Origin of the sequence: Coprobacillus sp. AF33-1AC, assembly GCF_003475785.1 — a bacterium.
Taxonomy (GTDB): domain Bacteria; phylum Bacillota_I; class Bacilli_A; order Erysipelotrichales; family Coprobacillaceae; genus Faecalibacillus.
The window spans coordinates 1-13,252 of sequence record NZ_QRQB01000017.1; the positions used below are offsets into that span (position 1 = coordinate 1).

Sequence of the window (13,252 nt, forward strand, 5' to 3'; positions counted from 1 at the left end):
GTGCTCGTTTATACTACCATCTTTTCTCTTGTTTGTCTACTCTTTTTCCCCTTTTTTTATCCTTTTCTTTTACCTTTTTTCCTTTTGTTTTAAAAAATCCCCTTTTTATCATTGTTTTTTATTTTTCAACAAATAAAAAAATCAGGGATTATTGAAGTGAACCTCCTAAGTTGTCCAACTTTTTCGGTTCACTTCATTATTTCCTGATCATTTTATTTACTTTCTTATTTTTCACCAAAATATCTAGCTAGTAATCCAGCGAATGCTTTTCCATGTCTTGCTTCATCTCTAGCCATTTCATGAACTGTATCATGAATTGCATCTAAGTTTAATGCTTTTGCTTTTTTTGCTAATTCTGTTTTTCCGGCTGTTGCTCCGTTTTCAGCTTCAACTCTCATTTGTAAGTTCTTCTTAGTTGAATCAGTTACAACTTCACCTAATAATTCTGCAAATTTAGCTGCATGTTCTGCTTCTTCATAAGCAGCTTTTTCCCAATACAATCCAATTTCAGGATATCCTTCACGATGAGCAACTCTAGCCATTGCAAGATACATTCCTACTTCAGAACATTCTCCTTCAAAATTAGCTCTTAAATCTGCCTTAATATCTTCATCTACATCTTTAGCTACCCCAACTACATGTTCAGCAGCCCAAGCCATTTCTCCTTCTTCTTGTTTAATAAATTTATCTGCTGGTGCTTTACATACTGGACAAGTATATCCTTCTGGTAACACATCTCCCTCATAAACAAATCCACATACTGTACATACAAATTTTGCCATATTTCATTTCTCCTTTTCATTTCCTTAATAGGAATCATTACCACTTAAGTATAGCTCCTATTAATTAATTTGTCAATAAAGAAGGTATAAAAAAAGATAAATCATGATGATTTATCTAAAATGATGTCACAAACTCCATTGCACCATATAATACAATAAAAGATATGCTTAAAGACAAAATAATATATAGGCAAGATTGAAACCAATATCCTTTTTGCATTAACGTAATGCAATCTAAAGAAAATGAGGAAAAAGTTGTAAATCCTCCACAAAATCCCACTTTAAAAAAAGAAATCAAAAAAGTTGAATCTTGATGATCTTTCAAAATAAAACCAGTTATCACACCTATCAATAAAGAACCTACTATATTGATACACATTGTTTGTATTGGAAATACACCATCAAATTTAATTTTACCAAAGGCGTAACGTAAAACACTTCCTAAAGCACCACCTAATGCAACATACAAATAGCTCATTATTTATCCCTCGATTCAATGAGTAATATTGGACAATTATTTTGAATATAGGCTCCGCCCTCTAATATTTGATTAGATACACAGAGTGGATCATTATTTTTTAAAAGATAATGTTTCAATGGATATTGAGCATTTTCAATATCTATGTATGTATCTTCAAATGCAAAAAGCGAAAAATATTTATATTGTCTATTATTAATACAATACCTTCCGGGCATAAGAATTTTAATACTGTTATAGCGATCATAAACAACAATTTCTTTATCCTGATATTGTTTTAATAAAGCAATAATTGCCATAAAGTGATCGATTCTTTTTCCAGTTACACCATATAATTGTATCTCATCATAATTCTTTTCTAATGCATATTCAACCGCCGCATGTGTATCTGTTACATCTTTTCTTTGAGGAAGTGTCTTAATCTTTAACGTTTCTAATATTTTTTTATCTTCAAGAGAATCAAAATCACCAATAGCCATGATTGGCATTATTCCCTGATGAACTAAATGTAATGTTCCTTGATCAACGCCAATATAACTTATTGTTTGATCAAAAGGAACACCATCATATACTGAACCACAAATACCTATTTTCATTTTAATGAATCTATTTTTTCTTTATAATTATCACTATTAAAGATATAGCTTCCGGCAACAAGTACATCTACGCCTTTTTCTTTACACATTAATCCGGTTTCTTCATTAATTCCACCATCTACTTCAATTAAATAATGATAGTTTTGATTTTCTTTCATATTTTTTAATTTTTCAATTTTATCTAATGCACTTGGATTAAATTTTTGACCACCAAATCCCGGTTCTACAGACATGACTAAAACTAAATCTAAATCTTGTAAATAAGGAAGAAGCGCTTCAACAGGTGTAAATGGTTTAATACTTACTCCAACCTGTACATTTTGTTTATGAACATAATCAATTAATTCTTTAACATCATTTTCATTATTCATTGCTTCTAAATGAAAAACAATAAGTGATGCACCACTTTTAATAAATTGGTCAACATAAAGACGAGGCTGACTAATCATTAAATGAACATCTAAAAACAAGTCCGTTACTTTAGAAATATCATTTAAAATACTATATCCAAAAGAAATATTTGGAACAAAATGTCCGTCCATCACATCATAATGAACCCATGATGCTCCTGCCTCTTTAATTGAATCAAGTTCTTCCTTTAATTTCGTAAAATCTGCTGATAAAACAGATGGTGCAATTTTAACCATATCGTTTCTCCTTCTTTTTCTTTAATTCTTGTAAATAAATTAAATAGTGTTCGTATCTTTCTTTAGATATAAGACCTTCTTCAACAGCTTGCTTAACCCCACATTGTGGTTCACTATCATGAAGACACCCTCTAAATTTACAATTTTGACTATATTCATCAAAATCGTGATAAGCTCTAGCTGCATCTGTTGGTTCCATATATAATTCCAATGATGAAAATCCAGGAGTATCAGCAACATAACCATCATACATTTTCAACAATTCAACATGTCTAGTTGTATGTTTTCCTCTACCTAGAGCCTTTGAGATTTGATTTGTTTCTAGATTCAAATGTATATCTAAAGCATTAAGCAAACTGGACTTCCCCACTCCGCTTTGACCTGTAATAACAGTTACTTTATCCTTAAACACTGCTTTTATTTCTTCAAGTCCAACATTATTTTTTGAACTCGTTTTAATAACTTGGTATCCTGCTTTTTGATAAGCATCAATAGTTTCTTCTATATGATCGTCACATTCTAAATCCATTTTAGATACAACAATAATAGGTTTAATATGATGATATTCAATCAGCAACAAAAATTTATCTAATAACATTGTTGAAAATTCTGGCTCTTGTCTAGAAAAAACCAATAATGCCTGATCTACATTAGCAACAGGTGGACGTACTAAAAAATTATAACGTTCACCTATTTTCATAATGTAACCATCTCCGTCATGTTGATCTTCAAAATCAACATAATCTCCAACCACTGGCTTTATATCATCCTTACGAAATTTTCCACGGGCACGGCATTGAATCACTTCTTTTCCATCATCTATATAATAAAACCCCGCTAATGCTTTAACTATTCGTCCTTTTTTCATATTTATTCTTGATAATAGTAGATAGTAATTGTTGTTCCTTTCTTATCTACTTTCGTACCTGCTGATACGCTTTGTTTATATACCTTTCCTTTCATTGTTTCATCAACACTGCCATCATCCGGGAACTGTGTTGGTGATAATGTAACCACAAAACCTAAATTTTCAAGATTACTTTTTGCATCACTATAAGAAAGCCCATTAACCGAAGGAACCGTTTGACTATAACCACTTGATACAGTTAACGTAATATGACGATTTTTATCTGATGGATCTACACGATAACCAACAGCAAGATTTTGATTAATAACTGTTCCTGCTGTTTCATCAGAAACTTCATCTCTTCTTGAAACAACAAAACCTAGTGCTTCTAATTTTGCCTTTGCACCATCATAAGTCATACCTGTATAGTCATCCAAAACAGTATATTGTCCCTTTGATACTGTTAAAACAATAGTGCGATCTTTTTCGGTTGGATCTTGTTTATAACCGCTTTTTAAACTTTGGCCAATAACTGTTCCTGCTTTTTGACTAGAAACAGCTTCTTCTTTTTCTACATTAAAATGTTTTTTTAGTTTTATCTTTGCTTCATCATAAGTCATTCCTATATAATTACCAACAACAATATACTTTCCTTTAGATACTGTTAAAGTAACAGTATCCCCCTTATTAATTGTTGTTCCTGACTTTGGATTTGTCGCAATAATCTTTCCTTTTGTATATTTATCTGATAATTCTTTATAAACAGTATCACTAATTTTAACATCATATTCACTTAATATCTTTTGTGCTTTTTCTTTCGTATATCCTGTCAAATCAGGCATAACTGTATTATCATTGCCTCCGGCAAATAAAATAAAATACATAAGCAAACATAATACTGCAATTATTCCTGCTGCTAAAGGAATGATCACTTTTAAATCTTTCTCTTTAATTCTTTGAAGTAAAGATTTTTTCTTTTTATTTTTTTTATCTTCTGACTTTTCTCTTTGAAGATGTTCTGGTTCTTCTTGATCAAATATTTCATTTTGACCAACTACAATTGTTGGTTCATCATTGATATCATGATAAAATTCTAGCTTTTCTTCATTTTTTCTTGATAAACAAGTTTGTAAATCAGCCAGCATTTCTTTTGCACTATGATATCGATCGTTTAAATTCTTAGCTGTCGCTTTAATAATAATATTTTCAACAGATTGTAAAATACTTGGATTAAATTCTCTTAATGAAGGTAAATCTTCTTGCATATGTTTAAGTGCAATATTTACTGGTGATTCACCATTAAATGGGACCTCACCCCTTAACAATTCATAAAAGACTATTCCTAAAGCATAAATATCACTTTGCGCTGTTGCTTTTTCACCACGAGCCAATTCTGGTGCTAAGTAATGTAAAGAACCCATAATCACATCAGTTTGAGTTACATGTGTCAACGATTGAATTGATGCAATACCAAAATCAGCAATTTTTGCCGTACCCGTATCCGTTACTAAAATATTTTGAGGTTTTAAATCACGATGAATAATACCCAGTTGATGAGCCTTAGCTACACCACTTACAACTTGCTTCATAATATCTACTGCTTCTACCATATGTAAAGCACCACGTTTTAAAATCAATTCTTTTAAAGTTGTTCCCGGAACATATTCCATCACAATATAATATTGATTACCTTCTTCACCTACATCGTAGATTTCAACAATATTCTTATCTGATAATGCAGCAGCTGCACTTGCTTCTCTTTGAAAACGAGTAATATATACAGGATCTTTAGCTAGTGATGTTCTTAATATTTTAATAGCAATAGTACGATTTAAAATCGTATCTTTAGCTAAATAAACATCAGCCATGCCCCCTTGACCTATTAAATCAATAATCTCATATCGGTCTGCAATGATTTTATTCATTTACCTTTCCTCCTCTATGTTCCACAATAACAACAGCAATATTATCATGTCCACCATTTTGATTAGCACGGTCAATTAATTCATTCACTTTGGCTTGTACCGAAATTTTTTGATTTAAGATTTCATGAATAACACTATCATCAATAGCATTATACAATCCATCACTACAAATCATTAAATCATAGTGACTAATATCAATAGTAGAAATTGTTGGTTTAATTTCCATATCAACACCAATAGCCTGAGTTAAAACATTTTTTTGACTATGATGTTTTGCTTCTTCTAAACTAATAGCTCCTCGATCAACGAGTTCATTAACAAAAGTATGGTCCTTTGTTACCTGTTTAATTTCTTCTTGATTATTAATATAAATACGACTATCTCCTACATGACAAAGATAAGCTTGATTTTCATCAATGACCGCCATCGCAATAGTTGTTCCCATTCCTTTGGTATCTTCATCCATATCAGCCATACGTTTAACAATTTGATGTGCTTCATAAACCGTGTCTTGCATCCATTCTAACACTTCTTCTCTTGAAATAAATGGCGGATTACAACGAAAGCATGAAAGAACATGTTCTTTCACTACATAACTTGCAATCTCTCCTGCTTTATGACCTCCCATACCATCACACACTAAGGCTAAAATCTGATCTTTATAATTGTGAATAACTACTGCTTGATCTTGATTTTTTACTCTCATTTTTCCAATATCGGTATTAGCATAAAATTCCATTATTTCACCCCACTTCGTTTAGCTCTAAGTTGACCGCACGCTCCATCAATATCTTGTCCGTGTTCTTTCCTTACAGTTACATTAATTCCTAATCTCAATAATTCACTTTTAAATTCTTCAACTGTATCATGAAGACTTGGCTGATAACCATTTTCATCTACACTATTATATGGAATTAAATTAACATAAGCATTAAGCCCCTTCATATAATGAGCCAATTGACGTGCATAAACTAATGTATCATTGACATCTTTTAACATAATATACTCAAAAGTGACCCGTCGATTCGTTTCTTTAATATAATCTTTAACTGCTTGTCTTAATTGATCCATTGGATAAGCTTTATTAATTGGCATAAGTTGATCACGAATTTCATCATTAGGTGCATGTAAAGATATCGCTAAATTAGTTTGAATTCCCTCATGACTGTATTGTTCAATTTTAGGAACTAAACCACATGTTGAAATGGTAATATGACGTGCTCCAATAGCTAATCCTTGAGGATGATTAATAATTCTTACAAACTTCATCACTTCATCATAATTATCAAACGGTTCCCCTGTTCCCATAACAACAACATGCGATACTCTTTGATTTGTATCTTTCATGACCGCCATAATCTGGTTAACCATCTCTCCAGCAGTTAGATTTCTTTGTTTCTTTAACAAACCACTTGCACAAAAGCGACATTGCATGTTACATCCAACTTGACTAGTCACACACAATGAACGACCATAATCATGAATCATAAGTACCGATTCAATTAAACTCCCATCAGCTAATTTAAATAAATATTTAATCGTTCCATCTTTCGATACTTGTTTTTCACTAATTAAACATGTATCAATAACACATTCTTGTTTTAATTGTTCTCTTAAATCTTTAGAAAGATCACTCATATCATCAAAATCAAATGCCATTTTCGTGTATAACCATTTGAAAACTTGTTTAGCACGAAATGGTTTTTGATTAATTGTTTGAAAATACTCTGTTAACTCTTCTAATGAATGATTATATAAATGTTTCATTTTTTCTATTCCTTTATCATCTTACACATATAAAATCCATCACTATGATATTGATAATTGAGAATTAATTTTTCCTCAATTACTTTCATATTGGGATGTTTTTTTACGAACTGTGCAATCATCTTTTCATTTTCTTTTTTATTGATTGTACAGGTACTGTAAACCATTTTACCATTATTTTTCAACAAATAATATGCCTTTTCTAATAATTTTCTTTGCAATACAATAATCTCATCCATAGCATCACTAGGATGATATTTAATCTCTGGCTTTCTTTTTAAAACACCTAGCCCTGAACAAGGGGCATCCAACAAAACAGCATCAAATGAAGCTTCTGGCTCATCAATTTCTAAAGCATCTTGTACATGTAAATGCACATTGTTTACCCCTAATCTTTGACAATTCTTTTTTACAAGTTCAATTTTATGTGCAAACAAATCATAAGCTTCAATATCACCCGTATTTTCCATAATTGCGCTTAAATGTGTCGTTTTGCTTCCTGGAGCACAGCACATATCTAATACTCGCCTTCCTTTTTCAGGATTCAATAAAGTTCCTACCAACTGACTTGATTCGTCTTGTACAGTAATCAAACCATCTTGATACTCTTTAGTATTAGCGATATTACCATGACGATAAAGTACACCTACATTTGATAAGTTACCTTTTTGGTAATCTTCATTTTCTAAAATCTGATCAACCGAAGTTTTCAATGTATTGGCTCTTGCCATACGTTGAGGTGTTCCATTATCTTCAATACATATTTTTTTTGCTGTTTTGTAGTCATATTGACTTACTAGCATCTTAACTAACCAAAGAGGATGGCTTGTCTCAATTGAAAGTCGCTGTAAAGGTTCTAATCCCTCTAGTGTTGGTTTAGGTTGACGAAGATAATTTCTTAATACTGCATTAACAAAATCTCCGGCATGATAATTTTCTTTTTTTGCTATTATGACCGCTTCATCAATAATAGCGTAATGAGGTATCTTTGTTAAAAATTCTAGTTGATATATAGACATATAAAGTATTGTCTTGATTTTCCTTTTTACTCTTTTTCCCTTAATAAAAGGTTTTAATAAATACTCTATATATAATTGATTTTGAATTGTCCCATAAACAATATGAGTACATAAATCTTTATCTTTTCTTGATAGTTTACTATCACTTAACACATGATTTAAAGTGATGTTCAAATAACTTTGATCAATATAATATTGATTTAAAATTTCAAATGCATGAATTCTTGCCATAACTATAACATTGTATATGGATTAAAATCACATATAACTCTAACCTTTCTTTTATTTTTATTATAAAAATCATTAACCCTTGATAATACCGGATAAAGCATCTGACTCTTTGTCGTCTTAATCATTAATCGCATACGATATTCATCACTCATACGATAAATCATACAAGGAGCAGGTCCTAACACCGTTTCTGTTAATTCTTTTTCTAAATAAGTTTTAATTCTTTGACTACTTTGTTTGACCTCATTTTCATCTTTACCTTCTATCGTTAAAGTAACTAAATGAGCAAATGGAGGATAATGACTTAATTTTCTTATTTTCATTTCCTTTTGATAAAATTTTTGATAATCATGTTCTTTAACGCACTGTAAAACAAAATGTTCAGGATTATAAGTTTGAATCATCACTGTTCCTTGCTTACTTCCTCTACCACTTCTACCCGATACTTGTTCTAATAATTGAAACGTTCTTTCATTCGCTCTAAAATCAGGAATATTAAGAGAAATATCAGCATTTAATACACCTACAAAAGTCACATTAGGAAAATCTAATCCTTTAGCAATCATTTGTGTTCCTACTAACACATTCGCTTTATTTTCTTCAAATTCTTTCAATAAACGATGATGTCCGTTTTTCTTACGCGTTGTATCTACATCATATCTCAGCACTCTTGCAAGTGGAAATAATTGACTTATCTGTTCTTCAATCTTTTCAGTACCATAACCCACCATCTTCACTTGCTTACTGTGACAATGAGGGCAAGTATGACTAACAGGCATAGAATAATCACAATAATGACATGTCAACCTTTGAGTAGCTTTATGATATGTTAAAGTTACATCACAATGAGGACATTTAACAACTTCGCCACAATCTAAACAACGCATATAACTGGCATAGCCTCTTTTATTTAATAAAAGAACAACTTGTTCCCCTTTTTCCAAACATGATTGAATCGCTGTTTTCATTTTTGATGAAAACAAAGAATAATTATGTTTTCTTATTTCTTGAGCCATATCTATCAATTCTACTTCTGGTAAAGGATTTTGATTAATACGGTGTGGTAGTTCACACAAATCATAGACCCCTTTTAAAGCGCGACTATAGGTTTCTAAAGACGGTGTTGCACTTCCTAAAACAAGGGGGCAGTGATGATATAATGCTCTTTTTCTTGCTACTTGGCTAGTCAAATAACGCGGTGTACTTTCTTGTTTATAACTGGCATCATGTTCTTCATCCATAATAATCAAACCGATATTTTTTAGTGGTGCAAACACGGCGCTTCTTGCACCTACTACAACCATCACTTGACCTTCTTCAATTCTTCGGTATTCATCATAACGTTCACCCGAACTTAATTTAGAATGAATAATAGCTACTTTTTTACCAAATCTTTGTTTAAAAGCAGTAACCATCATCGGTGTTAAAGCAATTTCAGGAACCATCATTAAAACTGATTGTTGTCTTTCTATCACTTGACTTGCAAGTTGAAGATAAACTTCAGTTTTACCAGAACCCGTTACCCCATGAATTAAACAAGTAAAATAAGTTCCTAGTTTTTGACTTATATGAAATAATACCTTTTGTTGATCATCACTTAATTTTAATGCCTGACTCATTTCAATATCATCTTGAAAAGGATCACGTTTAACTTCTTCTTGAATATATTCAATTACAGTTTGTTCAACCAACTTATCTAAAATAGCCTTACTATATGGACTATCTTTAACTTTCACTTTTTTATGTTCTTTCATATACGCTAAAGCTTCTTGCTGTTTTACAGTTTTAACTAATTTATCTTGTTTAAAAACAGCATATTTTTCATATCGAATCCCACTACCTTGCGTACTATTAGGTTTTAATTGAATTGGTAACATTGCTTGTAATACAGCAATTTTAGGTGAAAGTGTTAATTTAGCAAGGTAATCAGCTAACTGTAATAATTCTTTATTTAATAATGGTTTTTGGTCAATAACACTTTTAATATACTGATATTTAAAGCCCTGACTTTTTTCTAACTCATCTTGTGTAAGAGAAGTTTCACTACACATTTCTACATAACCAACAATTGAACGATGACGAAAAGATATTTCCACACGACATCCTGTTTCTACATATTGGTTGGATAAATAATCAAAAGTTGTATCTAAACTTTGATTAGCATATTCAACTAATACTTTCAAAATATACATTTCATCACCTTCTTTTTCTCTATTTTGAATATAAAAAAGCACAAGTTAATGCTTATGCTTTGTGCTCTTTAATTATTTTAGCAATCTTTTCTTTAGCCGCCATAATATCATCATTTTCTACTACATATTTATATTGATCTTTAGTCGCAATCTCTTTACGTGCTTTATTTAAACGCTCCATGACAATATCTTCACTTTCAGTACGACGTCCACGAATTCTTCTTTCTAATTCTTCCATTGAAGGTGGTACTAAGAAAATAGTAAGCGCATCAGGACATTTTTTCATCACTTGTAAAGCACCCTGTACTTCTATTTCTAATACTACATTTTTTCCTTCATCTAATAATTCTTCAACATAGTCTTTAGGAGTTCCATAATAATTTCCTACAAACTTAGCCCATTCAATTAAGCCCCCATCAGCAATCTTTTGAGTAAATGTCTTTTCATCAACAAAGAAATAATCAACCCCTTCTTTTTCTGCAGGACGTGGTTTTCTTGTTGTCATCGAAATTGAATAAGCTAGATTTAAACTTTCATCTTTAAATAACTCTTCTCTTACAGTCCCTTTTCCTACCCCGCTAGGACCACTTAAGATAATTAGCATGCCTCTTTTCACTATGTTCACTCCCTCTTTTTATAAAACTTATCCTACAATATCAAAGAGATAATGTCAATTAAATTCATAATATGTTATAGTTACATGGGGTGAGAAAATATGGCTTATGACGGAATTATGATGCATCGCATTATCGATGATTTAAATACAACCATTATAACCGGAAGAATTAATAAAATATATCAAATATCTAAATACGAATTACTTTTTACAATTCGTGCTAATAGACAAAACTATAAATTACTGATTTCATGTCATCCGATGTATGCTCGTGTTCAATTAACTGAATTAGAATACCCAACTCCTGAATCACCTAATACCTTAACTATGCTCTTTAGAAAATATTTAGAAGGTGGTTATGTTAAAGCGATTGAACAAATCGAATTAGACCGAATCATGAAAATAACCTTGCATTGTCATAACGAGTTAGGAGATCTTGATGAATACTATCTCTACATTGAAGTTATGGGAAAACATTCCAACATTATTTTATGTCGACAAAACGGAAAGATTGTTGATTGTATCAAACGTATTACACCAAGCATGAATAGTGAACGTTTTTTACAACCAGGAGCCACATATCAATTACCTCCTGTTATTCAACATAAATTAAATCCTTTTTCAAGTGATTTTATAGAAGACAATAATTTAACACGTGTGTACCAAGGGATGTCACCTATTCTTTCTAGAGAAATACTCTATCGTCACGATCAAGGTGCTGATTTTAAAGATATTATGAATGAAATCAAAAATTCACAAACAATATATCTAAGCAACGTCAACGATAAAGAATATTTTCATTTAATTGAATTAACTCATTTAAATGGTAAAACAACAGCATATCCTTTATTTAAAGGTTTAGATCAACATTTTAATCTCATTGATCAAAAAGAAAGGATCAAACAACAAACAAGTAATTTATATAAAATTATCTCGAATGAATATCAAAAAAATGTCACAAAACTAAAAAAACTAGAAAGTACTTTAGAAGACTCTTGTAATAGTGATGAATATCGTATAAAAGGAGACTTGCTTTATAGTTCATTACATCTTATAAAAAAGGGAATGTCACAAATAGAAGTAGATAACTATTACGATAATACCAAAATACTGATTGATTTAGATCCTAAACTAGATCCTAAAGCCAATGCACAAAAGTATTATAATCGTTATCAAAAAGCAAAAAATTCTATTCAAGTCCTTCATGAACAAATTGATTTAACTAAAAAAGAAATTGATTACTTTGATTCATTACTTACAGCCATGGATCACGCTTCTTATTATGATGCCTTAGAAATAAAAGAAGAATTAGAAAACGAGGGGTATTTAAAAAAGAAAAAGAAGAAAAATACGATTCGTAAAAAGGGCATCCCTCATTTTGAAAGTTATCTTACTAAAGATAATATCGAAATCTGTATTGGAAAAAATAATCTCCAAAATGATTATTTAACTTTTAAATATGCTCATCGCTATGATACGTGGTTTCATGTTAAAGATATGCCCGGAAGTCATGTTATCGTAAGAAAACAAGATTTAGATGAATATACAATTCGTCTTGCTGCTAATATTGCTGCCTTATTTTCAAAAGGAAAGAATTCAAGCAGTGTTCCTGTCAATTACACACTTATTAAAACATTAAAAAAACCAGCTGCCAGTAAACCTGGTAAAGTCATCTTAGATCACTATAAAACAATATATATTGATCCAGATCCAAATATTTTAAATGAATTAAAACAAAAATAGATGCAAAGCATCTATTTTTTTAGAATACAGAATTATTATTACTTTGAACAAAGGAAGTTTGGAAATAACGGGGATAATATCTTGGTACTAAAACAACATTGTTGACACGACGACATTCAATAGGACAAATGACCGGTTGTTCAACATATTGATTTTGGCAAGTCGTACAAACTCTTGTTGGTGCTACAAGTGGTCTTGGACAATTACCGTTCCAATTAGAATTCCAGTTTGTGTTCCAATCATTGTTACAACCTTGTCCATTATTCCAGTTATTAAAGTTTGAACAAGATTGACAGCTTTGACATGTTTGATTACAACCACTTTTAAAACAATTTTGATTACAGTTCATCAAAACACCTCCTAATGTATCTTATGATAAATAATGAATGAAACTAGGCGTTTAGGAAAA

General features: G+C 31.0%; 13 protein-coding genes. 1 reads left to right on the top strand and 12 read right to left on the bottom strand.

The features are described from left to right. Positions 1 to 224: 224 nt before the first annotated feature. The 11 genes from DWZ53_RS07145 to gmk form a co-directional block, all read right to left on the bottom strand. A complete protein-coding gene (locus DWZ53_RS07145; RefSeq protein ID WP_118433010.1) occupies positions 225 to 782 on the bottom strand; it encodes a ferritin family protein in 558 nt (185 codons plus the stop codon). Between the two features lie 115 nt (positions 783 to 897). Next, a complete protein-coding gene (crcB, locus tag DWZ53_RS07150; protein WP_118433011.1) occupies positions 898 to 1,260 on the bottom strand; it encodes a fluoride efflux transporter CrcB in 363 nt (120 codons plus the stop codon). Next, a complete protein-coding gene (locus DWZ53_RS07155) occupies positions 1,260 to 1,856 on the bottom strand; it encodes a thiamine diphosphokinase (protein ID WP_118433012.1) in 597 nt (198 codons plus the stop codon). Before DWZ53_RS07155 ends, crcB begins: the two co-directional genes overlap by 1 nt. Continuing rightward, on the bottom strand, positions 1,853 to 2,503 hold the full coding sequence (rpe, locus tag DWZ53_RS07160; protein ID WP_118433013.1) for a ribulose-phosphate 3-epimerase: 651 nt from the start codon (positions 2,501 to 2,503) through the stop codon (positions 1,853 to 1,855). Before rpe ends, DWZ53_RS07155 begins: the two co-directional genes overlap by 4 nt. After that, positions 2,496 to 3,371, bottom strand: coding sequence for a ribosome small subunit-dependent GTPase A (gene rsgA, locus DWZ53_RS07165; protein WP_118433014.1), 876 nt, complete (start codon positions 3,369 to 3,371; stop codon positions 2,496 to 2,498). Before rsgA ends, rpe begins: the two co-directional genes overlap by 8 nt. Positions 3,372 to 3,373: 2 nt before the next feature. Then, positions 3,374 to 5,275: a Stk1 family PASTA domain-containing Ser/Thr kinase gene (pknB, locus tag DWZ53_RS07170; protein WP_118433015.1), complete on the bottom strand. Its 1,902-nt coding sequence runs from the start codon at positions 5,273 to 5,275 to the stop codon at positions 3,374 to 3,376. Then, a complete protein-coding gene (locus tag DWZ53_RS07175; RefSeq protein ID WP_118433016.1) occupies positions 5,268 to 6,014 on the bottom strand; it encodes a Stp1/IreP family PP2C-type Ser/Thr phosphatase in 747 nt (248 codons plus the stop codon). The genes pknB and DWZ53_RS07175 overlap by 8 nt, the downstream gene beginning before the upstream one ends. Continuing rightward, positions 6,014 to 7,042 (bottom strand): 23S rRNA (adenine(2503)-C(2))-methyltransferase RlmN, encoded by a 1,029-nt coding sequence (gene rlmN, locus DWZ53_RS07180; RefSeq protein WP_118433017.1) that lies wholly within the window; start codon positions 7,040 to 7,042, stop codon positions 6,014 to 6,016. Before rlmN ends, DWZ53_RS07175 begins: the two co-directional genes overlap by 1 nt. Before the next feature lie 5 nt (positions 7,043 to 7,047). Further along, on the bottom strand, positions 7,048 to 8,292 hold the full coding sequence (rsmB, locus tag DWZ53_RS07185; protein WP_118433018.1) for a 16S rRNA (cytosine(967)-C(5))-methyltransferase RsmB: 1,245 nt from the start codon (positions 8,290 to 8,292) through the stop codon (positions 7,048 to 7,050). 2 nt (positions 8,293 to 8,294) lie between these two features. Beyond that, entirely contained in the window at positions 8,295 to 10,484 is a 2,190-nt protein-coding gene (priA, locus tag DWZ53_RS07190; protein ID WP_118433019.1) for a primosomal protein N', read from the bottom strand. 52 nt (positions 10,485 to 10,536) lie between these two features. Further along, positions 10,537 to 11,100: a guanylate kinase gene (gmk, locus tag DWZ53_RS07195; protein WP_118433020.1), complete on the bottom strand. Its 564-nt coding sequence runs from the start codon at positions 11,098 to 11,100 to the stop codon at positions 10,537 to 10,539. Between the two features lie 99 nt (positions 11,101 to 11,199). Between gmk and DWZ53_RS07200 the strand changes: the two genes are divergently transcribed. Continuing rightward, the gene (locus DWZ53_RS07200) at positions 11,200 to 12,843 is read left to right on the top strand and encodes an NFACT family protein (protein WP_199589131.1); all 1,644 of its coding nucleotides are present in this window, start codon (positions 11,200 to 11,202) and stop codon (positions 12,841 to 12,843) included. 19 nt (positions 12,844 to 12,862) lie between these two features. Here DWZ53_RS07200 and DWZ53_RS07205 read toward each other — a convergent pair whose 3' ends face one another. After that, positions 12,863 to 13,192, bottom strand: a complete 330-nt coding sequence (locus tag DWZ53_RS07205; RefSeq protein ID WP_118433021.1) for a hypothetical protein — start codon at positions 13,190 to 13,192, stop codon at positions 12,863 to 12,865. Positions 13,193 to 13,252 lie beyond the last annotated feature (60 nt).

Bases quoted from the DNA above. Each gene is read 5' to 3' on its own strand.
- DWZ53_RS07145 (WP_118433010.1), bottom strand. From the start codon at position 782: ATGGCAAAATTTGTATGTACAGTATGTGGATTTGTTTATGAGGGAGAT.
- crcB (WP_118433011.1), bottom strand. From the start codon at position 1,260: ATGAGCTATTTGTATGTTGCATTAGGTGGTGCTTTAGGAAGTGTTTTA.
- DWZ53_RS07155 (WP_118433012.1), bottom strand. From the start codon at position 1,856: ATGAAAATAGGTATTTGTGGTTCAGTATATGATGGTGTTCCTTTTGAT.
- rpe (WP_118433013.1), bottom strand. From the start codon at position 2,503: ATGGTTAAAATTGCACCATCTGTTTTATCAGCAGATTTTACGAAATTA.
- rsgA (WP_118433014.1), bottom strand. From the start codon at position 3,371: ATGAAAAAAGGACGAATAGTTAAAGCATTAGCGGGGTTTTATTATATA.
- pknB (WP_118433015.1), bottom strand. From the start codon at position 5,275: ATGAATAAAATCATTGCAGACCGATATGAGATTATTGATTTAATAGGT.
- DWZ53_RS07175 (WP_118433016.1), bottom strand. From the start codon at position 6,014: ATGGAATTTTATGCTAATACCGATATTGGAAAAATGAGAGTAAAAAAT.
- rlmN (WP_118433017.1), bottom strand. From the start codon at position 7,042: ATGAAACATTTATATAATCATTCATTAGAAGAGTTAACAGAGTATTTT.
- rsmB (WP_118433018.1), bottom strand. From the start codon at position 8,292: ATGGCAAGAATTCATGCATTTGAAATTTTAAATCAATATTATATTGAT.
- priA (WP_118433019.1), bottom strand. From the start codon at position 10,484: ATGTATATTTTGAAAGTATTAGTTGAATATGCTAATCAAAGTTTAGAT.
- DWZ53_RS07200 (WP_199589131.1), top strand. From the start codon at position 11,200: ATGGCTTATGACGGAATTATGATGCATCGCATTATCGATGATTTAAAT.
- DWZ53_RS07205 (WP_118433021.1), bottom strand. From the start codon at position 13,192: ATGAACTGTAATCAAAATTGTTTTAAAAGTGGTTGTAATCAAACATGT.